The 24,738-nt window shown below is 70.2% G+C and carries 18 protein-coding genes; 11 read left to right on the top strand and 7 right to left on the bottom strand.

The annotated features are described in order from the left end of the window. Positions 1 to 678, bottom strand: a complete 678-nt coding sequence (locus tag ACZ6SF_RS01005) for a MerR family transcriptional regulator (RefSeq protein ID WP_466059550.1) — start codon at positions 676 to 678, stop codon at positions 1 to 3. Between the two features lie 102 nt (positions 679 to 780). Between ACZ6SF_RS01005 and ACZ6SF_RS01000 the strand changes: the two genes are divergently transcribed. Beyond that, on the top strand, positions 781 to 1,266 hold the full coding sequence (locus ACZ6SF_RS01000; RefSeq protein ID WP_466059548.1) for a DUF6194 family protein: 486 nt from the start codon (positions 781 to 783) through the stop codon (positions 1,264 to 1,266). A 71-nt stretch (positions 1,267 to 1,337) separates the two neighbouring features. Here the strand turns inward: ACZ6SF_RS01000 and ACZ6SF_RS00995 are convergent, their stop codons facing one another. After that, positions 1,338 to 3,077 (bottom strand): DEAD/DEAH box helicase, encoded by a 1,740-nt coding sequence (locus ACZ6SF_RS00995; protein ID WP_466059546.1) that lies wholly within the window; start codon positions 3,075 to 3,077, stop codon positions 1,338 to 1,340. 174 nt (positions 3,078 to 3,251) lie between these two features. Between ACZ6SF_RS00995 and ACZ6SF_RS00990 the strand changes: the two genes are divergently transcribed. Next, the gene (locus tag ACZ6SF_RS00990; protein WP_466061302.1) at positions 3,252 to 4,349 is read left to right on the top strand and encodes a YihY/virulence factor BrkB family protein; all 1,098 of its coding nucleotides are present in this window, start codon (positions 3,252 to 3,254) and stop codon (positions 4,347 to 4,349) included. A gap of 22 nt (positions 4,350 to 4,371) precedes the next feature. On the opposite strand, the gene ACZ6SF_RS00985 is transcribed toward ACZ6SF_RS00990, so the two are convergent. After that, complete coding sequence (locus ACZ6SF_RS00985; RefSeq protein ID WP_357423542.1) at positions 4,372 to 4,608, bottom strand: DUF3039 domain-containing protein; 237 nt, start codon at positions 4,606 to 4,608, stop codon at positions 4,372 to 4,374. A gap of 104 nt (positions 4,609 to 4,712) precedes the next feature. Here ACZ6SF_RS00985 and ACZ6SF_RS00980 point away from each other — a divergent pair, with 104 nt between their 5' ends. The 3 genes from ACZ6SF_RS00980 (at position 4,713) to ACZ6SF_RS00970 (ending at position 7,910) form a co-directional block, all read left to right on the top strand. Further along, positions 4,713 to 5,150, top strand: a complete 438-nt coding sequence (locus ACZ6SF_RS00980) for a DUF3099 domain-containing protein (protein WP_466059543.1) — start codon at positions 4,713 to 4,715, stop codon at positions 5,148 to 5,150. 94 nt (positions 5,151 to 5,244) lie between these two features. Further along, positions 5,245 to 6,762, top strand: coding sequence for a DUF7782 domain-containing protein (locus tag ACZ6SF_RS00975; RefSeq protein WP_466059541.1), 1,518 nt, complete (start codon positions 5,245 to 5,247; stop codon positions 6,760 to 6,762). 179 nt (positions 6,763 to 6,941) lie between these two features. Further along, positions 6,942 to 7,910 (top strand): sigma-70 family RNA polymerase sigma factor, encoded by a 969-nt coding sequence (locus ACZ6SF_RS00970; RefSeq protein ID WP_466059539.1) that lies wholly within the window; start codon positions 6,942 to 6,944, stop codon positions 7,908 to 7,910. Positions 7,911 to 8,214: 304 nt separating this feature from the next. Here the strand turns inward: ACZ6SF_RS00970 and ACZ6SF_RS00965 are convergent, their stop codons facing one another. Together ACZ6SF_RS00965 and ACZ6SF_RS00960 are read right to left on the bottom strand one after the other, a co-directional pair. After that, positions 8,215 to 10,905 (bottom strand): GNAT family N-acetyltransferase, encoded by a 2,691-nt coding sequence (locus ACZ6SF_RS00965; protein WP_466059537.1) that lies wholly within the window; start codon positions 10,903 to 10,905, stop codon positions 8,215 to 8,217. After that, complete coding sequence (locus ACZ6SF_RS00960; RefSeq protein WP_466059535.1) at positions 10,898 to 12,163, bottom strand: acetoin utilization protein AcuC; 1,266 nt, start codon at positions 12,161 to 12,163, stop codon at positions 10,898 to 10,900. Before ACZ6SF_RS00960 ends, ACZ6SF_RS00965 begins: the two co-directional genes overlap by 8 nt. A 182-nt stretch (positions 12,164 to 12,345) precedes the next feature. Here ACZ6SF_RS00960 and ACZ6SF_RS00955 point away from each other — a divergent pair, with 182 nt between their 5' ends. Continuing rightward, complete coding sequence (locus ACZ6SF_RS00955) at positions 12,346 to 13,035, top strand: metal-dependent transcriptional regulator (RefSeq protein ID WP_466059533.1); 690 nt, start codon at positions 12,346 to 12,348, stop codon at positions 13,033 to 13,035. 3 nt (positions 13,036 to 13,038) lie between these two features. Next, a complete protein-coding gene (galE, locus tag ACZ6SF_RS00950; protein ID WP_466059531.1) occupies positions 13,039 to 14,019 on the top strand; it encodes a UDP-glucose 4-epimerase GalE in 981 nt (326 codons plus the stop codon). Between the two features lie 17 nt (positions 14,020 to 14,036). Here galE and ACZ6SF_RS00945 read toward each other — a convergent pair whose 3' ends face one another. Continuing rightward, entirely contained in the window at positions 14,037 to 15,377 is a 1,341-nt protein-coding gene (locus ACZ6SF_RS00945; RefSeq protein ID WP_466059529.1) for a DUF4192 domain-containing protein, read from the bottom strand. 418 nt (positions 15,378 to 15,795) lie between these two features. On the opposite strand from ACZ6SF_RS00945, the gene ACZ6SF_RS00940 reads away from it, so the two are divergent. The 3 genes from ACZ6SF_RS00940 (at position 15,796) to speD (ending at position 19,739) form a co-directional block, all read left to right on the top strand. After that, positions 15,796 to 16,737: a PAC2 family protein gene (locus ACZ6SF_RS00940; protein ID WP_466059527.1), complete on the top strand. Its 942-nt coding sequence runs from the start codon at positions 15,796 to 15,798 to the stop codon at positions 16,735 to 16,737. Positions 16,738 to 16,806: 69 nt separating this feature from the next. After that, the gene (locus ACZ6SF_RS00935) at positions 16,807 to 19,305 is read left to right on the top strand and encodes a DEAD/DEAH box helicase (protein WP_466059525.1); all 2,499 of its coding nucleotides are present in this window, start codon (positions 16,807 to 16,809) and stop codon (positions 19,303 to 19,305) included. Beyond that, positions 19,302 to 19,739: an adenosylmethionine decarboxylase gene (gene speD, locus ACZ6SF_RS00930; RefSeq protein ID WP_466059523.1), complete on the top strand. Its 438-nt coding sequence runs from the start codon at positions 19,302 to 19,304 to the stop codon at positions 19,737 to 19,739. Before ACZ6SF_RS00935 ends, speD begins: the two co-directional genes overlap by 4 nt. Here speD and ACZ6SF_RS00925 read toward each other — a convergent pair. Continuing rightward, positions 19,709 to 20,326, bottom strand: coding sequence for a DUF5134 domain-containing protein (locus ACZ6SF_RS00925; protein WP_466059521.1), 618 nt, complete (start codon positions 20,324 to 20,326; stop codon positions 19,709 to 19,711). The genes speD and ACZ6SF_RS00925 overlap by 31 nt on opposite strands. Positions 20,327 to 20,492: 166 nt before the next feature. Between ACZ6SF_RS00925 and hrpA the strand changes: the two genes are divergently transcribed. Continuing rightward, complete coding sequence (gene hrpA, locus ACZ6SF_RS00920; protein WP_466059519.1) at positions 20,493 to 24,683, top strand: ATP-dependent RNA helicase HrpA; 4,191 nt, start codon at positions 20,493 to 20,495, stop codon at positions 24,681 to 24,683. The last annotated feature ends 55 nt before the right edge of the window (positions 24,684 to 24,738 follow it).

The raw sequence follows: 24,738 nt of genomic DNA, 5'->3' as shown, positions 1-24,738 counted from the left end.
CTAGGTCTGCGCCGCGAACAAGGCGCCGAGAGCGGCCGCCGCCTGCAGCAGCGCCCGGGACCGGGCGTCGATCCCGGCGTCGCGGGCGGTCAGGGCGGCCTCGATCCCGGCCCAGCCGGGCGCGCCGGCGAGTTGCGGGATCAGATCGCGCAGGGTCTCGATCCCGTAGCCCGCCTGCCGCAGCGCGCGGACCAGACGGGCGAGCCGGACCTCGCCGGGCAGATAGTGGCGTGCCCGGCCCGGGGCGGCGCGCCGGGCGACGACCAGGCCCACGGCGTCCCAGTGCCGCAGCGTCGAGGTACGTACCCCGAGGGCCTGCGCCAGCTCGGAGATGGTCATCGAATCCGCGGCCCGGATCGCGCCGACCTGTTCGCCGGCGATGGCCCGGGCCGCGGCGCGGGCGGCCGCGGTATCGCGACGTTCCCGGTCCAGTCCGGCGTGGGCGGCGTCGAACAGCGCCGGTAGCAGGGACGGGTCCTCGGCCCAGACCGCACGCATGATCGTCTTGGCCCGCACCGGATCGGTACCGGCCGCCAGGGCCCGGTACGCGCGGGCCGCCCACACATGCGCCTGCCGGTAGACGCGGTAGCCCGAGTCCGTCCGCGGCGCCTGGGGCAGGACACCGTCGCGTTCGAGATTGCGGATCTGCTGCACCGAGTACCCGCTCAGCCGCGCCACCTCCGCGGTCCGCAGTACCGCCGAGTTGCGACTTCTAGAAGCCTCATCGGGGCCGGAATGGGTAGAAGTCTCCACAAGCACTTCAATGTAACGCTGGAACCCATGACCATCGACGAAATCATCGAATACCTCGACGGCCTCGACGGCGTACTCGTCCAGCGTCCCGGCCCCGGCGACGGCACCCCGGAACTCGCCTGGGGTGACGTGTTCTGCTACTACTCCCCCGGCGGCGCGATCCCCGCCGGCACCCAGCCCTTCGCCACCGTCGTCACCAAGAACTACCCCGGCGACGAACGATCGGACCTGGACCGGCCGGGCGCCTTCCGGGTGAACATCGCCGCAGGCGCCGAGGTCTTCACCGAATGGACGGGCCGGGCGCCCCGGGAGGCGGGCGACGACGATTTCGCTCGGATCGATACGGTGCTGGCCCACCCGGTGTACGGGAGCCTGGGCTGGCTCGCGGTGGTGGAACCCGGGCCACGGACGGCGGAGACGGTGCGGGGCCTGCTGCGCGGCGCCTACGAGCGCGCCCGCTCCCGAGCCCGGCGCCGGGCGTCGCGAACCGGCCGCCCCGATAGCGGCGGGTAACCCTGCGGGGCGGCGCACACCGCACCGGAAGCGCCGGATCGTGGCCGGTCCCATGGTATTCGTCCGGACGGCTACATCCGGCGCAGGGCCGCGATCCGGTCGCCCAGCTGATCGGCCGTGGCCAGCGCGGTGGGCGGACCTCCGCACTGCCGGCGCAACTCCCCGTGGATCACCCCGTGCGGTTTACCCGTGCGGTGGTGGTGCATGGCGACCAGGCTGTTCAGTTCGCGGCGCAACTCGCCGAGCTTATCGGCGGCCGCGACCCGCTCGGCGGCACCGCCGGCCGCCGCCGGGGGCGGTACGGGAGCCGGATCCGGGGCGGACCGGTCGGCGATCTGGCGGGCCTGCCGTTCCCGCAGCAGCGCGCGCATCTGCTCGGCATCGAGCAGACCGGGAATGCCGAGGTAGTCGGCCTCTTCCGCACTACCGGCGAAGGTCGCGGTACCGAAGGACGAACCGTCGTAGATCACCTGATCCAGTTCGGCGTCGGCGGCCAGCGGGACGAACCGCTTCTCCTCCTCGCCGGGCTCGTCCTGCTGTTTGTTGGCCTCGTTCAGCAGCTCGTCGTCGAGCCCGTCCTTCTCCCGGTGCGGTTTACCGATCACATGATCGCGCTGCAGTTCGAGCTGAGCGGCCAGATCCAGCAGCACCGGAACCGACGGCAGGAATACGCTGGCGGTCTCCCCGGGCCGCCGCGCGCGCACGAAACGGCCGATGACCTGGGCGAAATACAGCGGCGTCGAGGCGCTGGTGGCGTACACCCCGACCGCCAGCCGCGGCACGTCCACGCCCTCGGAGACCATCCGCACCGCGACCATCCACGGCTGGTTCCCGGTGCTGAACTCCGCGATCCGCGCCGAGGAGGTGGGATCGTCGGACAACACCACCACCGGTTTGTTCCCGGTCAGATGTTCGATCAACTCCGCGTAGGCACGGGCGCGCTCCTGATCGGAGGCGATCACCAGCCCTCCGGCATCGGGCATACCGGCCTCACGCAACTGCGCCAGCCGCATATCGGCCGCGCGCAGTACCGCGTAGATCCAGTCCCCCGCCGGGTCGAGCGCGGTGCGCCAGGCCCGCGCCGTCTGTTCGGCGTTCAGCGGCTCACCCAGGCGGGCGGTGTACTCCTCGCCCGCGCTGTCGCGCCAGTGCGCCTCACCCGAATACGCCAGGAACACCACCGGCCGCACCACACCGTCGGCGAGTGCCTCGGAATAGCCGTAGCTGTGATCGGCGCGCGAACGCGGCAGACCGGCTTCGTCCGGTTCGTAGGTGATGAACGGTATCTGGCTGTCGTCGCTGCGGAACGGCGTACCGGTCAGCGCGAGGCGCCGGGTGGCGTCGCCGAACGCCTCCGCCACGGCGTCGCCCCAGCTCTTGGCATCGCCGGCGTGATGGATCTCGTCCAGGATCACCAGGGTGCGCCGGTTCTCGGTCCGCACCCGGTGTTTGAACGGATGCGCGGCCACCTGGGCGTAGGTGACGACCACACCGTGATAATCACCGGAGGTCCCCCCGGTGCTGTTGGAGAAGTTGGAGTCCAGCGCGATACCCGACCGCGCCCCCGACTGCGCCCACTGGTGTTTCAGGTGTTCGGTGGGGGCCACCACGGTGATCTGATCGACGGTGCGGTCGGCCAGCAATTCCGCGGCCACCCGCAGCGCGAAGGTGGTCTTACCGGCGCCAGGGGTCGCCACAGCGAGGAAATCGCGGGGTTTGGTCGCCAGGTAACGGGTGATCGCGCGGCGCTGCCAGGCGCGCAGCGCAGCGCCCGGAACCTCCGTCGCAATGGCACCGCTCGCATCGGTCACGGAGACAAACACTAGCGGCCGTGGCGGCGCTCGCGCCAAACCGGCGCGGCCGTCGCGACGGGTGTCACACCCCCGGCGTGGGCGGCCGGATAACCCGGGATTCACCTGTCGCCCGCCGACACGTTGCCCCTTGCCTCGGCGCTCGGTGCCCGGGTGCGCGATGCTGGACACATCATGCACAGCTACGGACGTGAACCCGGCACGGACCCGTCGGGTTCGGCGTGGCCCCGGCGCGCCCTGCGACGGACCTGGGCCCTGATCGTCCGGGTCGCCGTCAAATCCTGGGGCGACTCGATTTTCGGCAAATCCGCGGCAGCCGCGTTCTGGCAGACATTGTCGCTGGTACCGCTACTTTTCGGATTGCTCGGCGGGCTCGGCTACGCCGGGCGGCTGTTCGGGCCCGACACCGTCGAGATCGTCGAAGCGAAAACCCTGACCTTCAGCCGGAACCTGTTCAGTTCCAGCGTGGTCACCGATCTCATCCAGCCGACGGTCCAGGACGTCCTCGGGCAGGGCCGCGCCGCGATCGTCTCGGTGGGTTTCGTCTTGTCGCTGTGGGCCGGTTCCTCGGCGATGGCGACCTTCGTGGACGCGATCGTGGAGGCCCACGATCAGCAGGACGCGCGCAATCCGGTCTGGCAGCGGGTGTTCGCGTTACTGCTCTACATCCAGTTCCTGATCGCGGCGGTGTTCATCCTGCCGCTGGTCGCGCTGGGTCCGGTGCTCATCGGCCGGATCCTCCCGGAAGGCTGGCGCGAACCCGGGCTGCGGTTGATCGATACGTTCTACTACCCGGCCGTGGGTCTGCTGCTCATCGTCGCGCTGGCGATGCTGTACAAGCTGGCGCTGCACAGTTCGCTGCCCTACCACCGGCTGTTCTGGGGGGCGCTGCTGGCGGGCGTGTTCTTCATGGCGGCCAGCGAGATCCTGCGGCGGTATCTGGCGCTGGTGACCCGGACGGGCGTCGGTTACGGCGCGCTGGCCACGCCGATCGCATTTCTGCTGTTCACGTTCTTCCTGGGCTTCGCGGTGATCCTGGGCGCCGAGTTCAACGCCGCGGTGCAGGAGTTCTGGCCGGCCCGGGCCACCCGGTTCGAGCAGTTCAAGGCCTGGCTGGCGAAACGCCGCAGCACACCGGAGAGCGACGAGGACGGCGAGCCGCCCGAGAGCGGCGCGCACCGGATCCCTCCGCATCGCCACGGCAGGACCCGCGGTATGGGCACACGCGGCGACGGCACCGGTGGTACGCCGGTGCCGCTACCCCGGAATTGACCGCCCGGCGGGGGCGGGGTGTTCAGTCGCCCTTGCGGAGCTGCTCGTAGACCTTCTTGCACTCCGGGCACACCGGCGAACCCGGTTTGGCCGAGCGGGTCACCGGGAAGACCTCACCGCACAGCGCGACCACCATCGTGCCCATCACGGCACTCTCGGCGATCTTGTCCTTCTTCACATAGTGGAAGAACTTCGGGGTGTCGTCACCGGTCGTCTCGTCGGTGGTCGTATCGGGGCGAACCAGAGTATCGGTACTCACGCGTTCCATGATGCCCCATCGCGCCGTCGCGCCCGCGAGATCACCCGCCCGCGAGCCCGGACCGGGGTGTGCGCCGGGGACCGGGGAGTGCAAGACTCGAAGGTATGCAGCAGCACGGCGAAGACTCCGGGCGCGGCCCGGAGCACCTCGACGCCGGTGCGAGCGATCTCGGTGCACAGCAGCGAACACCGCGGCCGGCCCGCTCCTCCGCGCGCGGTTATTTCCCCGGTGACGACGCCAGGCACGCGGCCCTCATCACCGAGGCCGCCCCGTCGTTCCAAGATCAGCACCGGGCCCGGGTGCGGCGGTACACGATCATCATGGCCTTCCGCATCCCGGCGCTGATCCTGGCCGGCGTGGCCTATTCGGTGTTCGGGAACGGCCTGGTCGCCCTCCTGATCATGGCGGCGTCGGTACCGCTGCCCTGGGTCGCGGTCCTCATCGCCAACGACCGCCCACCGCGTGACAAGAACGAGCCCAGCCGCTGGGACCGGCCACGTCCCGCACTCGAGCAACGCCGCAACGACACCATCGACGGTTGAGGGCTCCGATCCACCCACGGGCGTACGGGGCGCAGCGCCCCTGCCACCGGTACGGGACAGCGGACCCCCGGCCACGAGGTGGCAGAGTACGGCTGTGCCCGCCTACGGATCGACCACCGTCTCCCCGCTCACCGCACTCTGCCCGGCGCTGCGCACCGCGCTGACCAGGGTGGGCTACGACACCGACTCCCTGCTCGAGGCGCTCGGTCCCGACGCGCACAGCGCACTGGGCCGCGGCGAACCGGTCCCCGCCCGCCGGGCCGCCCGTTCGGCCGGCGATCTCGGAATCCTGATCCGCCTGCTGCTCCTCGGCGACGCCCTCGGCGAATCCGAGGTCACCGCGGCACTCGCCCCGGTAGAGATCGACGACGCGGTGGCCGCCGGGCTGCTCGCCCGCGACGGCGGCCGGCTCCGCGCCGCGCTCGATCTGCGACCCGTCGATATCGGCGCCGGTACCCGCTGGATCCTGTCCGACCTCGACGATTCGATGCAGCGGCGAGTATTGACCGAGGACCATGTGCTCGGTGTGGGGCACGCGTCCCTCTCGCTGTTGCGCGCGACCCCCACCGGCCGGACCGGTTCGGTGCTGGATCTCGGCACCGGCTGCGGTGTCCAGGCCGTGCACGCCGCGTCCTACGCCGATACGGTGACCGCCACGGACGTCAATCCCCGGGCTCTGTGGCTGGCGCAGGCCACCGCCGCCCTCAACGACCTGGAGATCGAACTGGTCGAAGGATCGTGGTTCGAGCCGGTGGCCGGGCGCCGTTTCGATCGAGTGGTGGCCAACCCGCCGTTCGTCGTCGGACCGGCCCGTATCGAACACACCTACCGCGATTCCGGCCTGGCCCTCGACGGCGCCAGCGAGCTCGTGATCTCGCGCACACCGGAGCTGCTGGCCCCCGGCGGCACCGCCGCGATGCTCGCCGCGTGGGTGCACCTGGAGGACCAGGACTGGCGGCAGCGGGTCTCGGGATGGCTGCCGGACCACGGGGTGGACGCCTGGGTCGTCCAGCGTGATGTCGCCGACCCCGCGCTCTATGTCGGCACCTGGCTGCGCGACGCCGGCGCCGATCCGCGCAGTCCGGACTCCCAGGACCGGGCGGAAACCTGGTTACGGGCCTTCGACGAGGAAGGGGTCACCGGTATCGGGTTCGGGTTCGTGTACCTGCGCGCCCACGACGGGCCCACGGAACTGCTGGCCGAAGACCTCACCCACGGTTTCGACGATCCGCTCGGCGCGGAGGCCCTCGACTATTTCGAGCGTTCCGCCTGGTTACGCCGGGTCGCGGCGGATCCGTCGGTGGCCTTCGGCTCCCGCTACCGGGTGGATCCGGCGACCGCGCTCGAACGGGTCTCGCTGCCGGGCGAGCGGGGCTGGGACCAGCGGATCGCCCGCCTCCACCGCGGTGACGGACCGCGCTGGCAGCACGAGGTGGACGAGACCACCGTCTCCCTGCTGGCGGGAATGCGGCCGGACGGGCTGCCGTTGTACGAACTGATCGAACTGCTGGCACTGTCCCAGGGATCCGACGAGGCGGATCCGGAGTTCGCCGAGGCGGCGCTGGGGGTGGTCACCGGTCTCGTACGGCACGGGCTGGTGCGTCCCGCCTAGGAGCCGACCGCGCGACACCCGGGTTTCCGGGTCGGTGGATGGGTTCTCGTTCTCAGGAACTTCTCAGAACGCCATGGCGATAACCGCAGTTCAGAGCGGTTTATCCGCGCCCGGCGAGGGAACTTTCCCTATGTCGGGTCCGTTGTTCGGAGTGAGACACCACCGACAGGAGGCAAGTCATGACAAGCCCCGCCACCACTCGTGTGCGCCCCAGTGATACGGACCTCGACGCTCAGAGCCCCGCCGCCGACCTGGTACGCGTGTACCTGAACGGGATCGGACGGACCGCACTGCTCACGGCTGCCGACGAAGTCGAACTGGCCAAGCGCATCGAGGCGGGTCTCTATGCCCAGCACCTGCTGGAAACCGGCAAGCGACTGTCGGCGACCCGCAAGCGTGATCTGGCGATCGTCGTCCGCGAGGGCCAAGCGGCGCGATCGCACCTGCTGGAGGCCAACCTGCGCCTGGTCGTCTCGCTCGCCAAGCGGTACACGGGCCGCGGTATGCCCCTGCTGGATCTCATCCAGGAGGGAAATCTGGGTCTCATCCGGGCGATGGAGAAGTTCGACTACGCCAAGGGCTTCAAGTTCTCCACCTATGCCACCTGGTGGATCCGCCAGGCGATCACCCGCGGTATGGCCGATCAGAGCCGCACCATCCGGCTCCCCGTCCACCTCGTGGAGCAGGTGAACAAGCTGGCCCGGATCAAGCGGGAGCTGCATCAGCAGCTGGGCCGGGAAGCCACCGACGAGGAACTCGCGCGGGAATCCGGTATCGCGGTGGAGAAGATCGCCGACCTCTTGGACCACAGCCGCGATCCGGTGAGCCTGGATATGCCGGTGGGCAACGACGAAGAGGCCCCGCTGGGCGATTTCATCGAGGACTCCGAGGCCACCTCGGCCGAGAGCGCCGTGATCGCCGGCCTGCTGCACCACGATGTGCGCAGTGTGCTGAACACCCTCGACGAGCGCGAACAGCAGGTCATCCGGCTGCGGTTCGGACTCGACGACGGGCAGCCGCGCACACTGGACCAGATCGGCAAGCTGTTCGGTCTGTCCCGCGAACGAGTCCGCCAGATCGAGCGCGAGGTCATGTCCAAGCTCCGCAAGGGCGAGCGGGCCGACCGCCTGCGCGCCTACGCCAGCTGATCCCACCCGCTACCCCGAGAGCCGCCCGTCGCCGAGCGGGCGGCGCGCTGTCCGCCACGACCGCGGATCGCGCCGATATCGGCCATGCCCCGGGTGGGCATCGGCGGCAGGAGCTTCGCCCGGCCGCCGCATCATCCGAAACCCCCTGAACCGGTGACCTTTCCGGGTCACCCTCGCCGGTCGGCCGGCGCGCCCGTCCCTCATCCGGGCAGCGCCGCCGGCCGGCGTCCACGTCTCGGCACCCCTGTGCGACACCGTTTCCGGCCTTGCCCACCCGACAGGCTCCGGAGGCGCGCGCCGCCGCTCACCCGAGGCGGCGCGGCCCGGTGTCGAAACGGCTCGGCTGCGGGCCTATCCGGGCTCGTGCGTACAGGATCGCGGCCGATTCCGGTGCCGCCAGGACGGGTTCACAGGCCAGTTCCCGCAAATCGGGCAGATCGTCGAACATGGCCGAAATACGTTGCGTCAGTTCGATGAGGGCGTCCTTGTCCACCCGCGGGCTCGCCGGGGTACCGCTCAGCAGCGGCGCGGCGCGGGGCGCGTCGATCAGCGCGGCGGCCTCACGCCGCGAGAGCGGTAGCGCTCGATAGGCGCGGTCGCCGAGCAATTCGATGATCGGCCCGGAGAGCCCGAATTCGATCACCGAGCCGAACGCCGGATCGTCCTGCACCTTCACCACACAACCGACGCCTTTCGGCGCCATCCGCTGGATATGCAGCAGCGGATCCCCGCACAGCTCCACCAGATCCCGGTAGGCCTGCCGTACCGCCTCGGGTCGCCACAGATCCAGGCGTACCCAGCTCATATCCGGGCGGCGCCGCCAGGCTTCGTTCGTCGCCTTCGCCGCCACCGGGTATCCGAGTTCCTCGGCCGCGGCCACCGCGGCCTCGGCATCGTGGACCGCGCGGAACTCCACCACCGAGATGCCGTAGCAGCCGAGCAGGGCGACGGTTTCGTCGTCACTGAGGCGGCGACCGGCCGGATCGGACGACCACTGCCCCATCAGCGCGACCGCGCGAGCCGTATCGATACCCGCGGGCCGCCCGTGTTCCTGCGCCCCGTCGCCGGTCACGGATACCGGAAGGTCCCGCCAGCGGGCGTACCGGTGCACCCGGGCCAGTGCCCGGACCGCGCGGGCCGGATCGGGAAACGACGGGATGGACCCGCGGACGGCCGCCGCGCCCGGCCCGCGCACGGCCAGCAGGTTCGGGATACCGTCGCCGCTGGCGAAGGTGGTGAGTACCGGTTTGGGCTCCTCGACCGAGGCCACGGCCGCCCGGATCGCTTCCGCGTACCCCGTCTGCGGGAGCGGGATGGGTGGCGCGAAGATGACGATCACCGCGTCGCTGTCCTCGGACCGCAGCGCGGCCGTCACCGCGGTGAGGTAGTCCGCGGGCGTGGCCTGCGGGCCCAGATCAACCGGTTCCAGCACGCTCAGGCCTTCGCTGCGCGCGGCGTCCGAGGTGAGCCAGTTTAGTGCCGTGCTGTTGCCGACCACCGCGGGCCGCGGGCCCCGGGGCAGCGGCTGATAACCCAGCAGCGCCGCGCAGTCGAACATCTCCGAGATCGAATCCGCCTGGACGATGCCGGATTGGGCGAACAGATCCCGGACGATGGACCGATCCAGTTCACCGGCCGAGACCCCGCGGGCGGCGAGCCGGCTCGGGCTGACCGCGACGATCGGCTTGTGCCGGGCCACCCGGCGAGCGATACGCGAGAATTTCCGCGGGTTACCGAAGCTCTCCAGGTACAGCAGGATCACATCGGTGGCCGGATCGGTATCCCAGTACTGCAGCAGGTCGTTACCGGAGACATCGGCACGGTTACCGGCGGAGACGAACGTCGACAGTCCCAGGTTGCGGGCCGCCGCCTCCGCCAGGATCGCCACCCCGAGCGGGCCCGACTGGCAGAAGAAGCCGATCCGTCCGCGGCCCGGCAGCAGCGTGGCCAGGGTCGCGTTGAGCCCGACCGCCGGATCGGTGTTGGCGATTCCCAGCGCACTGGGCCCCACGACCCGCATCCCGTGCCCCCGGGCCGCGGCGACGAGATCGGCCTCGGCCACCAGCCCGGGTTCCCCGGTCTCACCGAATCCGGCCGACAGTACGAGCAGGCCCTTGACGCCTTTGGCCATGCAATCGTCGAGAACCGATCCGATCGCGTCCGCGGGTACGGCGACCACCGCCAGATCCACCTCGTCGGGGATATCGCGCACGGTGGAGTAGGCGTGCACTCCGCGAACCGAGCGGCGACCCGGGTTCACCGGGTACACCGCACCCTGGAACGACCCGTCCAGCAGATTGGCCAGCACCACACCGCCGACCCGGCCGGTGCTGGGCGTGGCACCGATCACCGCCACCGAATCGGGAGCCAGCAGGTTCCCCACGCTGCGCGCCTCGGAGGCACGTTCGCGGGCATCGCGGACCGAACGCAGCGCCTCGGTCGGATCGATGGCGAACTCCAGGTGCAGCACCGATCCGTCCCGGCTGCGTTCCACCTGGTAACCGGCCTCCCGGAACACCGTCACCATGACGACGTTCTCGGCCAGCACCTCCGCGACGAAGGTCTCGATCCGGTTCTCCGCCGCGGCGCCGGCCAGATGTTCGAGCAGGATCGAGCCCAGCCCGCGGCCCTGGTGTTCGTCGGCGACCACGAAGGCGACCTCGGCCGCGCGGGAACCGGTCCGGTCGAGCAGTTCGTAGCGGCCCACGGCGATGATCGAATCCCCCAGCACGATCGCCAGGCCCACCCGGTCGCGATAGTCGAGATGGGTGGTGCGGTACAGATCCTTGGGCGATATCCGCGGGTAGGGGCCGAAATAGCGGAGATACCGGGTGCGCTCGGACAGGGCGGTGTGGAACCGCTGCAGTTCGTCGGCGTCGGCCGGAGTGAGGGGGCGCAACCGGACCACGCCGCCATCGGAGGCCAGGACATCGGCGTGCCAGTGCTGGGGCGCGGGCGCCGGATCGTCGGGGACGCTGTCGGCCGGTTCAGTCACGCGGGTCCTCCGAGTCGAGGCCGAGCGGGCCGAAGCATGCCCGGCGGGTGGCGAGAACGGCCGTATCGATCGCGCGCTGGGCACGGTCGAATCGGGCATCCCCGGTGTCCGCGGTGCCGCCCGGACCGTCCCAGCGCCGGAACGTGATGTCCACACCGTCGCCCATCGTGCGTGGTGGCGATACCCGCGGTCTGTCGGTCTGCACGAGATCGATCCAATCCTGCGGTATCGGGGTCGCCGGGTCCACCGGGCGGTCCAGGGCGACGGCCAGCAGATGGGTCCAGGCTCTGGGCACCACCCGGACCAGCCCGTACCCGCCGCCGCCCACGGCCAGCCACCGGCCCTCGGCACAGCGGTCGGCCAGATCGCGCATCGCCGCGAACGCGGCCCGCTGCCCCTCGATCCCGAGTTCGAGATCGGCGAGCGGATCCTCGCGATGGGTGTCCACCCCGCACTGGCTGATCACCACCTGCGGCCGGAACGCCTCGACCGCACCGGGCACCACCGCGTGGAAGGCGCGCAGCCACTGCGGGTCCCGGGTGCCGGGCAATACCGGCAGATTGATCGCCGTCCCGTCGCCGGGCCCGCTGCCGGTCTCCTCGGGCCATCCGGTGTTCGGCCACAACGTCGCCGGATGCTGGTGAATCGAAACGGTCAGGACCCGCGGGTCACGGTAGAAGGCGTGCTGGACACCGTCGCCGTGGTGGACATCCACGTCGATATAGGCAATCCGGTCGAAACCGTGGTCCAGCAGCCACGAGATGGCCACCGCGACGTCGTTGTACACGCAGAAACCGGCGGCCCGTCCGGGCATGGCGTGATGCATACCACCGCCGATACTCACCGCCCGGCGGGTCGCTCCGGAGGCGATGGCCCGCGCCCCGGCCAGGGTGCCGCCCACGATCACCGACGCGGCCTCGTGCATCCGCGGGAACACCGGATTGTCCGCGGACCCCAGCCCGTAGGGCGGGTCGGCGGGCGGCTCGCCCGGAAGACGCGGCGGTTCGGCGTGCCGGACCGCGTCGATGTAGTCGGCGGTGTGCACGCGCAGCAACTCGGCATCGCCGGCGGGATCGGGCCGCAGCGGCTCCACGCCGTCGAGTACCCCCAGCGCATTCGCCAGGGCCATGGTGTAGCTCAGCCGCACCGGTTTCATCGGATGCTCGGGGGTCCAGGAGTAGTCCAGGAACCGTTCCGTCCACACAACGCTGCCCGCGTGTCCGGAATCGGGATTTCGCTCCGGTGGTGAAGTGGCCATGATCGCAACCGTAACGGGAAGGGTGACACCCCATCGGACGTTGTCATGCAGTAGAAATACATGTATGTGCGAAGCGGCGCCGGGCCGCGCGCCAACAGTATTCCCAACGCGTCACGCGACTCGCTCCGTCCGACCGGGGTCGCTGGTGCGCAGGTAGAATTCGTGCCGACGAAGGGGCAACAGTGAAGGATCTGGTCGACACCACGGAGATGTATCTCCGTACCATCTACGACCTCGAGGAGGAGGGCGTGGTGCCCCTGCGCGCCCGGATCGCCGAGCGTCTCGAGCAGAGCGGGCCCACTGTCAGCCAGACCGTGGCACGGATGGAGCGCGACGGCCTGCTGCTGGTTGCGGGCGACCGGCACCTCGAACTCACCGAGAAGGGCCGCAGCATGGCGGTGGCGGTGATGCGCAAACATCGCCTGGCCGAGCGGCTGCTGGTCGATATCATCGGGCTGGACTGGCAGAACGTGCACGCCGAGGCCTGCCGCTGGGAACATGTGATGAGCGAGGATGTGGAGCGGCGCCTGGTCGAGGTGCTCAACCACCCCACCACCTCCCCCTACGGCAACCCCATCCCCGGCCTCGACGAACTGGGGATCTCCGCCTCCGGTCTGCTCGAGGAGCCGTTGAAGCGGTTGTCCGAGCTGCCCCAGGGCCGCACCCACGCGGTGGTCGTCCGCCGGCTGGCGGAACATATCCAGACCGATCCCGAGGTGATCGGGCGGCTGCGGGAGGCCGGTGTGGTGCCGGACGCCAGGGTGACCGTGGAGAGCAAACCGGGCACCGTGGTCATCACCGTGCCGGGCCACTCGGGGGGTTTCGAACTGCCCGACGAAATGGCCCACGCCGTCCAGGTCAAGCTGGTCTGAGCCGTGAAACTTCTGGTGACCGGCGGAGCCGGATATGTCGGCGGGGTATGCGCGCTGGTGCTGCGTGAGCAGGGCCATGAGGTGGTGGTCCTCGACGACCTCTCGACCGGCAACGCCGACGGAGTGCCCGCGGGCGTCGAATTCGTCGAAGGCGATATCGCCGATACCGCACCGGGCCTGTTGCGCGGGCGGAAATTCGACGGCGTTCTGCATTTCGCCGCGCAATCGCTGGTCGGTGAATCCGTCCAGCGGCCCGAGAAATACTGGCACGGCAATGTGGTGAAAACACTCACGCTGCTCGAGGCGATGCGCGAGACCGGGACGCCACGGCTCGTGTTCTCCTCCACCGCGGCGGTCTACGGCGAACCGGAACAGGTCCCGATCACCGAGGACGCGCCGGCGCGCCCCACCAACCCCTACGGCGCCTCGAAACTGGCGATCGACCACGCGATCACGTCGTATTCGGTCGCGCACGGCCTGGCGGCCACCAGCCTGCGGTACTTCAACGTCGCGGGCGCCTACGGCGGGCTCGGTGAGAACCGGGTGGTGGAAACCCATCTGATCCCGCTGGTACTCCAGGTCGCCGCCGGACATCGGGATTCCATCTCGGTATTCGGCACCGATTGGCCGACCCCGGACGGCACCGCGGTGCGCGACTACATCCATATCCTGGATCTCGCCCAGGCTCATCTGCTGGCGCTGGAATCCGCGGAGGCGGGCACCCACCGGGTGTTCAACCTCGGCAGCGGTACGGGCTTCTCGGTACGCGAGGTGATCTCGGCGTGCGAACGGGTCACCGGCGGGCCCATCGCCGCGGTGGACGCGCCACGCCGTGCGGGTGATCCGGCCGTGCTGATCGCGTCCAGCCGGCGCGCCGTCGACGACCTCGGCTGGCGACCCAAGCACAACGATCTCGACGAGATCGTCTCCACGGCCTGGAGCTATCTGCAGGGTCTCGGGTCCCGCGCGCACAGCGCCCGCTGACCCGGCGGCATCGGAGCTCACCACAGCGACTCCAGATCCACACCGAGATCGGCGGCGGTATCGCGGCCGCAGCGCGCGAGATCGCGCAATCGCTGCGGCCGCATACCCGCTTCCAGCGCGGTATGCAGCAGCGTCGCCATCGGATGGCGGGGATCGGCGTCCACGGCGGCGTCGAGGGCTATCCCGGCGAACGGCCCGTCCCCGCGCACGTAGGCGAAATACCCCAGCAGGGTGGCCGATTCGGCGCGGTCGGCGCTTTCGAGGCCCCGCGTCAACCGGATCCACACCTGTTCGGCCGCATCGGCGTGGACGGTTGCGGCGAGGGCGAACATGCAGTCGCGTATCCGGGTGTCCCGCAACGCCACCGCGATATCCGCGAGCTCCCGGGCATCCGGTTGCTCCCCGGACTCGGCCTGGGAGATCAACCACAGGACCGTGCTCAGTTCACCGCGCAGGAAACCCGCCGGATCCTCGCGCCGCGCCGCCGCCGCGAACCGGTCCTTGGCACGTGACCTGGCCCCGGGAAGTTCCACCGAGACCAGTTCCCGCAATACGGCGTCCGCACTGATCAGCGCGCTGAGTTCGGCCCGGCTGCCCCGGATGGGACGCCCGCCGAACACCCGGTCCAGGGTGAGGACCGAGGTAGCCGGATCCGCGACCCGGCCCCGGTCCGGTCCCGTCAGACTCCACCACGGTTCACCGGCACGGATCGCCCGGACCGCCCAGGAGCCCCGGATCGGCACGGCGTGGGCGGCCAGGCGCCCTTCCAGCTCGTCGAGGACCGCGATCCGGTGCCGGCGCGCAGCCTCGGGTGGCGCGACCTGGTCGTCTACGACCACGGCCAGCGCCCCGGTCACACCGGGACGGGCACAGACCCGGGCCGCCGCGGCGGCCACGGTCTCGGAGTCACAGGGTTCGCCCGGCCGTTCGGGGTGCCGGAGATCGAAGCGCACGACGAGGTCGACGACGGAATTCGCGGGAGAGCCCGGCGCGGTGCACAGGACTGCCACGACGAGGGAACGTTGCGGTTCGAATCCCAGCATGGCGGGCACGGCGGCGATGAGATCACCGGGATCGTCGAGGCGGGTGGACCCCGGCCGTTCGTAGCCGCTCCCGGCCCGATCGGCGCAGCGCGGCAGCGCCGGGCGGGCGGCGGCCGCGGGCCTGCTTCCGGTCCCGGACGGTACGGGCGGCGCCGCCGGGGGCGACGTCCCGGCTCTCAGCGCCCGCAGGGTCGGGCAGGGGCGTCCCGCCGAGGTGGGAGCGGTCCGGCGGGGTACGGGAGAGGAGATTTCGCCGGACCCGGACCGGGTGTCGGCGGCGAGATCGGGGCGAGCGGACGGCGCAGCGGGTGTCATGGCGCCAGCATGCGCTGCCGGGGCACCCGCAGCTGTGCGGTGAACAGGGCAAACGCCGGCGTGCGACAAGTCTGTGGATAACCGTGAAACTGTGGATGGGATCGGGTACTCCGGAAGGTGAGGCCGATACCGTGCCCCCCGGCCGGAGAAATTCCGGTACATCGGATCCATACCTGTGCCAGACTCCCGGTGCATACCGACGGACCGCGTACCACCCCGCCGCTGTACGCGGACCGGCCGGACCGGGAATTCGGTACCGGTGACCGCTGTTGACACGACAGAGAGCCGATGCGCGGCCGCGTGTGGCCGTTCTTCGTCATGGGGGACAATGGAGTGTGATTCGCGGCTCGCGGCGCGGCAGTGACAAGCAGTGTTGCTCGATCGGCCCGCCGACGGATCGCGCAGGAAGGAGTACGCGATGGACTACGAGTCGCGAATGTACGAACTGGAGTTCCCCGCTCCGCAGTTGTCGTCCGACGACGGCTCGGGGCCGGTCCTGGTACACGGTCTGGAGGGCTACTCCGATGCCGGGCACGCCGTGCGATTGGCCACCGAGCACCTGCGCGAAAGCCTGGAGGGCGAGCTGGTCGCCTCGTTCGACGTCGACGAACTGCTCGACTACCGCTCCCGCCGGCCGCTGATGACGTTCAAATCCGATCATTTCTCCGACTACGCCGAGCCCGAGTTGAACCTGTGGGCGCTGCGCGATACGGCGGGAACGCCGTTCCTGCTGCTCGCCGGGACCGAACCCGATCTGCGCTGGGAGAAATTCACCACCGCGGTGCGGTTGCTGTCCGAACAGCTCGGCGTGCGCCGCAGTATCGGCCTGAGCGCCATCCCCATGGCCATCCCGCACACCCGCCCGCTGGGGGTGACGGCCCATTCCTCGAATCGTGACCTGATCCCGGACAATCAGCGCTGGCCGGGTGAGCTGCAGGTACCCGCCAGCGCCTCGACCCTGCTGGAATACCGGATGGCGCAGCACGGTCACGAATCACTCGGATTCTCGGTGCACGTCCCGCACTACCTGGCGCAGACCTCGTATCCGGAGGCCGCGCAGACCCTGCTCGAACATCTCGGTGAGAACGCCGGGCTCGAACTGCCGCTGGCCGCGCTCGGTGAGGCCGCTGCCCGGGTCCGGGAGCAGGTCAACGAGCACATCGCGGGCAATGCCGAGGTCGAGACCGTGGTGCATGCGCTGGAGCGTCAGTACGACACCTTCGTCACCGCCCAGGAGCGCCAGTCCAGCCTGCTGGTCGGCGAGGGCGAACTGCCCAGCGGCGACGAACTCGGTGCCGAGTTCGAACGGTTCCTGGCCGAACAGGGCGGCTACTCCGGCGACGACGACGAGCGCGGCTGAGCGAGTCCCCGCGCGGCGCGGTCGCACCGTGCCGGTGCTCCGCGCCGGGCACGACGTAGGGTGTCCGGGGTGGATCTGACCGAACTGCTCGAGATACCGGGAACCGACGCCGACGCACTGTACGAGTCGTTCGGAGCATGGGCCGCCGAGCAGGGAACGCCGCTGTATCCGGCGCAGGACGAGGCGCTCATGGAGCTGGCCTCCGGATCGCACGTCATCCTGTCCACCCCCACCGGTTCGGGAAAATCCCTGGTCGCGGTGGGGGCTCATCTGTTCGCGCTCACCTCGGGCCGCCGCACCTACTACACCGCGCCGATCAAGGCGCTGGTCAGTGAGAAGTTCTTCGCTCTCTGCGATGTGTTCGGGGCCGAGCGGGTCGGCATGGTCACCGGCGACGCCGCGGTGAATCCGACCGCGCCGATCATCTGCGCCACCGCCGAGATCCTGGCCAACCTCGCCCTGCGCGAGGGCCCGGCGGCCGATATCGGGCAGGTGGTGATGGACGAGTTCCATTTCTACGCCGACCCCGACCGCGGCTGGGCCTGGCAGGTTCCCCTGCTCGAACTGCCCGGGGCGCAATTCCTGCTCATGTCGGCGACTCTCGGCGAAGTCGACTTCTTCGCCGCGGATCTGCGGCGGCGCACCGGCCGGGCCGCCGCGGTGGTGGCGGGTACCGAACGTCCGGTGCCGCTGAACTTCTCCTACGTGCGGACGCCGATCACCGAGACTCTGACCGAACTGGTGACCACCCATCAGGCCCCGGTGTACGTCGTGCATTTCACCCAGGCCGCGGCGCTGGAACGAGCGCAGGCGCTCACCAGCGCGAATTTCGCGAGTCGCGCGGAGAAGGACGCGATCGCCGAGGCCATCGGGGAATTCCGTTTCACCTCGGGCTTCGGCCGGACCCTGTCGCGTCTGATCCGGCACGGGATCGGTGTGCACCACGCCGGGATGCTGCCGAAATACCGGCGGCTCGTGGAGCGCCTCGCCCAGGACGGCCTGCTGAAAGTGGTGTGCGGTACCGATACGCTCGGTGTCGGGATCAATGTCCCGATCCGGACCGTGCTGCTGACCGGGCTCACCAAATTCGACGGTGTGCGCACCCGCCGGCTCAAGGCCCGTGAGTTCCACCAGATCGCCGGACGCGCCGGGCGGGCCGGTTACGACACCATGGGAACCGTGGTGGTGCAGGCGCCCGAGCACGAGGTCGAGAATGCCCGGTTGCTGGCCAAGGCCGGTGACGACCCGAAGAAGCAGCGGAAAGTGCAGCGGCGCAAACCACCCGAGGGATTCGTCTCCTGGAGCGAGGAGACCTTCGACCGGCTGGTGACCGCCGCACCGGAGCCGATGGTGTCGCGATTCGCGGTGACCAACGCCATGCTGCTCAATGTGATCGCCCGCCCGGGCAACTGTTTCACCGCGATGCGGCATCTGCTCGAGGACAACCACGAACCGCGCCCCGCCCAGCGCCGCCACATCGTGCGAGCGGTCCGCCTCTACCGCGCCCTCCGTGACGCCGGGGTGGTCCAGCAACTGGCCGAACCCGATGATCAGGGCCGCTACGCCCGGCTGACCGTCGATCTCCAGCGTGATTTCGCACTGGATCAGCCGCTGTCGCCGTTCGCGCTGGCTGCGTTCGAACTGCTCGATATCGACGCTCCCGGCTACGCGCTCGATATGGTGTCGCTGATCGAGGCGACCCTCGAGGATCCCCGGCAACTGCTGATGGCCCAGCAGCACAAGGCCCGCGGCGAGGCCGTCGCCGAGATGAAGGCCGAGGGAATCGAATACGACGAGCGGATGGAACGGCTCGAGGAGATCACCTGGCCGAAACCGCTGGCGGAGCTGATCGAGGGCGCCTACGAAACCTATCGTGCCGGGCACCCCTGGCTGTCGGAGTTCTCGCCCGCGCCGAAATCGGTGGTCCGCGACATGGTCGAACGCGCGATGACCTTCACCGAGCTGATCTCCTACTACGAGCTGGCCCGCTCGGAGGGCGTGGTGCTGCGCTACCTCGCCGACGCCTACCGGGCACTGCGTCGCACCGTGCCCGAGGCGGCCCGCACCGAGGAACTCGACGATCTCACCGAATGGCTCGGGGAACTCGTCCGGCAGGTGGATTCCAGCCTGCTCGACGAATGGGAGCAGCTCACCGGGGCCGGCGCGGAATCCGACCAGGAGCAGGTCGCCTTCGGCGCCGAGAGTGTCCGGCCGATCACCGCCAACGAGCGCGCGTTCCGGGTCACTGTGCGCAATGCGCTGTTCCGGCGGGTGGAACTGGCGGCGCGGCGCCGCTGGGACGATCTGGCGGAGCTGTCGCCGGGGCCGGACTGGGAAGCCGACCTCGCACCGTACTTCGATGAATACGACACGATCGGCACCGGACCCGACGCCCGCGGACCGCAACTGTTCCGGGTGGAACCGCGTCCCGGTTTCTGGCAGGTCCGCCAGGTCCTCGACGATCCGGCCGGTGACCACGGGTGGGCGATACTGGCGACAGTGGATCTCGCCGAATCCGATGCGGCCGGCGAAGTGGTGTTCGACGAAGTCACGGTGATCTCGGGATGAGCGCCGCGGCGATGAGCGAGGGTGGGGTCGTGACAGCGGAGTTCTCCGGTCGGCATGTGCTGGCCGAATTCGGCGGCGTGGACAGTGCGCTGTGCGACGATCTCGAGCGCCTGGAGGCCGCGCTGCGTACGGCGCTGACCGGCGCGGGGGTGACACTGTGCGAGATGGTGAGCAAACGGTTCGAACCGCACGGGGTCACGGTGCTGGCGCTGCTGGCCGAATCGCATGCCTCACTGCACACCTATCCGGAATCCGGTGACATCTTCGTCGATGTGTTCACCTGCGGCGCCGCGGCCGACAGCGCCGCCGCGGTGGCCGAGTCGCTGCGTGCGGCTCTCGGCCCACGCGAGGTGCGGATCTCGACGGTGCACCGCGGGCGGGTCCCGGGCGCCACCGCCCGGACTCAGGCCGCGACGGCGACGAAAACCATATAGGCCATCCCCAGGTCCATCACCAGATGCGGCAGCACCGCGACCGGCGAACCGCCCCGGGTGGCGGGATGGGCGGGCCATCCGCGGTCACCGTGGGCCGCCACGACCACGAGCACCGCGTCGATCAGGAAAACAGCGACGAAGATCAGCTGCCACCCGGCGGCGTGACCTTCGCCGTGCCCCGCCGCGGAGTGGCCGGACATGGCGGACAGCATCACCAGCACGGCGACCAGGTGATACCCCAGGGCCGCGATCCGGACCCCCGGTTCACCCACCCGGCACCGGCGCGCCACCCGGTCGAGCAGCAGGACCCCGAATACCAGGGTCATCGCGAGCAGCACACCCTGCATCGCATGCGCGTTCATCTGCTGCGGGAACAGAAGCATGACCACCATCACCGCGCACATGAGCAGATGCGCCGCGTCGGATTCGTGATCACCGCTGTCGGCGCAGGCCGTTGCGCGGGCCCGCCCGGGCGCCGGGACCGGCTGCGATACTCCGACCCGGGTCAGTACAACCACTGCCGCGACCACGAAGGCGGCCGCGACCAGAGCCCGGACCGCCGCCTGGTCCACGTCGAATCCGGCCATGCCACACAGCCTTTCGCGGAAGGACGCAACCCCACCATCCTCGCACGAGTCGTGCCGCGCCGCCGTCGCTTCGCCCCGCGGCGCGGTGGCGCCGAGGTCCCCCTCCGCGGATCGGCCCAGGCCGGAACCCGGATGAGGTCCGGCTTTCGTTAGGCTGGTCGACGCAATGACCAGGACCGCAGTCACCCACCGGGAGCTCCGCGACCGGCTGGCCTCTCTCACCCTCCGCGACGAACACCGGCTCGGCCGGCAGCTGGATCGGGAGCGCGGTGGCGACCTGACCCGGATCGAATCCGAGATCACCGCCGCCGAGGCCCGTATCGCGGCACGCCGCGCCGCGGTACCGGCGATCACCTACCCCGAGCAACTGCCCGTAACGGGCCGCCGCGACGATATCGCCGCGGCCATCGCTGCCCACCAGGTGGTGATCGTCGCCGGCGAGACCGGATCGGGTAAGACCACCCAGATTCCCAAGATCTGCCTCGAACTGGGCCGGGGAATCCGTGGCGCGATCGGCCACACCCAGCCGCGCCGGCTGGCCGCGCGCACCGTCGCGGAACGGATCGCCACGGAACTGGACACCGAACTGGGCGACGCCGTCGGATACACGGTGCGCTTCACCGATCATGCCGCCGAGCACACCCTGGTCAAACTGATGACCGACGGCATCCTGCTGGCCGAGATCCAGCGCGACCGGCTGCTGCGCGCCTACGACACGATCATCATCGACGAGGCGCACGAACGCAGTCTCAATATCGACTTCCTGCTGGGCTACCTCAGGCAGTTGCTGCCGCGCCGGCCGGATCTCAAGATCGTCATCACCTCCGCGACCATCGACCCGGAACTGTTCGCCCGGCATTTCGCCGACGCGGCGGGCGAGCCCGCGCCGATCGTCGAGGTATCGGGCCGGTCCTATCCGGTCGAACTCCGCTACCGCCCGCTGGCGCTCCCGGCGCCCGGCGTCGAGGACGACGAGGACGACGAGGACGAACGCGTCGTGGACCGGGATCCGGTGGACGCCATCTGCGCCGCGGTGACCGAACTGTTCGCCGAGGGTGACGGCGATGTACTGGTCTTCCTGTCCGGCGAGCGGGAGATCCGCGATACCGCCGACGCGCTCGCCGACCTGAAACTGCCGCGCACCGAGATCCTGCCGCTGTACGCGCGGCTCTCGGCCGCCGAACAGCACCGGGTGTTCGCCCCGCACACCGGTCGGCGCGTGGTGCTGGCCACCAATGTCGCCGAAACCTCGCTCACCGTGCCGGGTATCCGCTACGTCGTCGATCCCGGCACCGCCCGGATCTCCCGGTACTCCATGCGGACCAAGGTGCAGCGGCTGCCGATCGAACCGATCTCGCAGGCCTCGGCCCGGCAGCGGTCCGGCCGGTGCGGCCGCGTGGCGGACGGTATCTGTATCCGCCTCTACTCCGAGGACGACTTCGACAGCCGTCCGGCGTTCACCGACCCCGAGATCCTGCGCACCAACCTCGCGGCGGTGATCCTGCAGATGACCGCGCTGGGTCTGGGCGAGATCGAGCGGTTCCCCTTCGTCGAGGCGCCCGACAACCGGGCCGTTCGCGACGGTGTGGCATTGCTCGAGGAACTGGGCGCACTGGCCTGCCGCGCGGCCGCCGCGGAACCCGGGCCGGCGGGAACCGACGAGCCCGGCACGGACGGGCCTGCGGGCGAGGAGCAGGCGCCGGCACCCGGGCAGGGCAGGCGGCGGGGCGCGAATTCCGGGCATACGCTCACCCCTGCCGGCCGGGAGATGGCCCGGCTGCCGGTGGATCCACGGATGGGGCGGATGCTGGTCGAAGCGCATCGCACCGGCTGCCTGGCCGATGTGCTGGTGATCGTGGCCGCCCTGTCGATCCAGGACGTCCGGGAACGCCCCGCCGATCAGCAACAGGCGGCCGACGCCCGGCACGCCCGGTTCGTCGTACCCCACTCGGACTTCCTGGCCTATCTGCGATTGTGGGAGTACCTGTCCGGGCAGCGGCAGGCGCTGTCGGCCAATCGTTTCCGGCGGATGTGCCGCGAGGAATTCCTGCACTACCTGCGGATCCGCGAATGGCAGGATCTCTACGGTCAGCTCCGCACCATCACCAAGGGCATGGGCTGGTCGCTGCACGAGGCCGGGGCGGGACCCACCTCCACGCCGGACACCGGCTCCGATACCGCGCCGCCCGCGCCGCGCCGCCGCCGGGGCCGCGGTCCGGCCCGTGCGCAGCCGGACGGCGGCAGCACGCCCCCGCGCCGCGCCACCCCCCGGCCGGTCGAGGAGATGACCCCCGATACCGACCCGTGGGACGCCACGGCGATCCACCAGGCGCTGCTCTCGGGCATGCTCTCGCATATCGGGGTCCGGGAGGCGGAATCCCGTGAGTTCCTGGGGGCGCGCAACGCGAAGTTCATGATCTTCCCGGGCTCCGCGCTGGCCAAGAAACCGCCGCGCTGGGTGATGGCGGCCGAACTCGTGGAGACCTCGCGGCTCTGGGGCCGGATGGCGGCCCGGATCGAACCCGAATGGGCGGAGCGGCTCGCCGGCGATCTGGTCAAACGCGTGTACTCCGAACCCCATTGGTCGGCCAAGCGCGGCGCCGCGCGCGCCTACGAGCGGGTGACGCTCTACGGCGTACCGCTGGTGACCGGGCGGCCGGTGGACTACGGCGCCATCGATCCGGAAACGTCGCGCGAGTTGTTTCTGCGGCATGCCCTGGTACAGGGCGAGTGGCAGACGCGGCACGATTTCTTCCACCACAATCGCGCGCTGCTCGACGATATCGCCGACCTCGAGCATCGTGCCCGCCGCCGCGACATCCTGGTCGACGACGAGGTGCTCTTCGAGTTCTACGACCGCCGGGTGCCCGCCGGGATCGTCTCGGTCCGCCATTTCGACAGCTGGTGGAAGACCGCCCGCCGCCAGGACCCGCACCAGCTCGACTTCACCACCGAGACCGTCGTCAACGACGGCGCGGGCGGTCTGGATCCCGCGGCGTTCCCCGATACTTGGCGCCAGGGCGAACTCTCGTTCCCGCTCACCTATCAGTTCGAGCCCGGGCAGGCCGACGACGGTGTGACGGTGCGTATTCCGGTCGCCCAGCTCGCTCATGTCAAAGCCGTCGGATTCGACTGGCTGGTGCCCGGTCTGCGCGCCGAACTGGCGGCGGCCCTGATCAAGACCCTGCCCAAGCAGGTGCGGCGGGCGGTGGTCCCGGCACCGGACTTCGCGGCGGCGGCACTGCGGACGCTCACCCCGCGGGCGGAACCGTTACGAACCGGGCTGGCCCGGGAACTGACCCGCCTCGCGGCCACTCCGATCGCGCCCGGGGATCTGGATCCGGCCGCGCTCCCGGACCATCTGCGGATGACCTTCGCCGTGATCGGTGAGGACGATCGGGTGCTGGCCACCGGCAAAAGTCTCGCCCAGCTGCGAACCCGGCTGTCGGACCAGGTCTCGGCGTCGGTCGCGGCGGCCACCGCGGGCGCCGAGCGGGCCCCGGCCACGGTCTGGACCTCCGAATCTCTGGGCAGCCTGGCCCCGGCGGTGCGCCGGGAGGTCGGCGGACAGACCATCACGGGTTATCCGGCGCTGGTCCCGGAGAGCGGCGGTGTGGCGGTCCGGGTGCTGAAATCACCCGCCGAGCAGGCGCGCGCCATGCGGGCCGGCACCCGCGCCCTCGTGCTGGCGGCTGTGCCCACCTCGGTACGCGCGGTCACCGCGACCTTGTCCCCGGCCGACCGGCTGGTGCTGAGCCAGAACCCGTACGGCTCGGTGGACGCGCTGATCGAGGACTGCCGGGCCGCCGCCGCCGATCAGCTGATCACCGCGGCGGGCGGGCCGGTGCGCGAGCCCGCCGAGTTCGCGCGCCTGGTGGAGAAGGTGCGACCGAAATTCAACGACGTGGTCGTCCGGATCCTGCGCCTGGTGGTGCCGGCCCTCGCCGCCGCCCACGAGGTGTCCTCCGCGCTGACACGGACCCGGGAAGCCGATATCGCCGAAGACGTACGCGAGCAGATCACGGACCTCGTCTTCGACGGTTTCGTCTCCGCATGGGGACCGGCGCGTCTGCGCGAACTACCGCGCTATCTCCGCGCGGCGGCGGCCCGGCTCGCGGCCCTGCCCGGCTCGGCGACCCGTGACCGGCAGGCCATGGTCGAGGTCGACGCCGCGGCGGCCGCCTACGACCGGCTGCTCTCCGCTGTGCCCGACTCGCGGCGGCGGGCACCGGATATCACCGAGATCTGGTGGATGCTGCAGGAATTACGGGTGAGCCTGTTCGCCCAGAAGCTGGGCACACCGCAGCCCGTCTCGCGGAAGCGGATCGAGAAGGCGATCGCCGCCATCCGCAGGTGATCACGCGGGGGCGGGCGGAAGTGGATCGGGCGCCCGGTCACCGGGTCCGGAGGAG

The organism is Nocardia sp. NPDC049935, from assembly GCF_055586645.1.
This window is presented reverse-complemented; position numbering and strand designations above follow the sequence as displayed.

Bases quoted from the DNA above. Each gene is read 5' to 3' on its own strand.
- ACZ6SF_RS01000 (WP_466059548.1), top strand. From the start codon at position 781: ATGACCATCGACGAAATCATCGAATACCTCGACGGCCTCGACGGCGTA.
- ACZ6SF_RS00990 (WP_466061302.1), top strand. From the start codon at position 3,252: ATGCACAGCTACGGACGTGAACCCGGCACGGACCCGTCGGGTTCGGCG.
- ACZ6SF_RS00980 (WP_466059543.1), top strand. From the start codon at position 4,713: ATGCAGCAGCACGGCGAAGACTCCGGGCGCGGCCCGGAGCACCTCGAC.
- ACZ6SF_RS00970 (WP_466059539.1), top strand. From the start codon at position 6,942: ATGACAAGCCCCGCCACCACTCGTGTGCGCCCCAGTGATACGGACCTC.
- ACZ6SF_RS00960 (WP_466059535.1), bottom strand. From the start codon at position 12,163: ATGGCCACTTCACCACCGGAGCGAAATCCCGATTCCGGACACGCGGGC.
- ACZ6SF_RS00945 (WP_466059529.1), bottom strand. From the start codon at position 15,377: ATGACACCCGCTGCGCCGTCCGCTCGCCCCGATCTCGCCGCCGACACC.
- ACZ6SF_RS00940 (WP_466059527.1), top strand. From the start codon at position 15,796: ATGGACTACGAGTCGCGAATGTACGAACTGGAGTTCCCCGCTCCGCAG.
- speD (WP_466059523.1), top strand. From the start codon at position 19,302: ATGAGCGCCGCGGCGATGAGCGAGGGTGGGGTCGTGACAGCGGAGTTC.
- ACZ6SF_RS00925 (WP_466059521.1), bottom strand. From the start codon at position 20,326: ATGGCCGGATTCGACGTGGACCAGGCGGCGGTCCGGGCTCTGGTCGCG.
- hrpA (WP_466059519.1), top strand. From the start codon at position 20,493: ATGACCAGGACCGCAGTCACCCACCGGGAGCTCCGCGACCGGCTGGCC.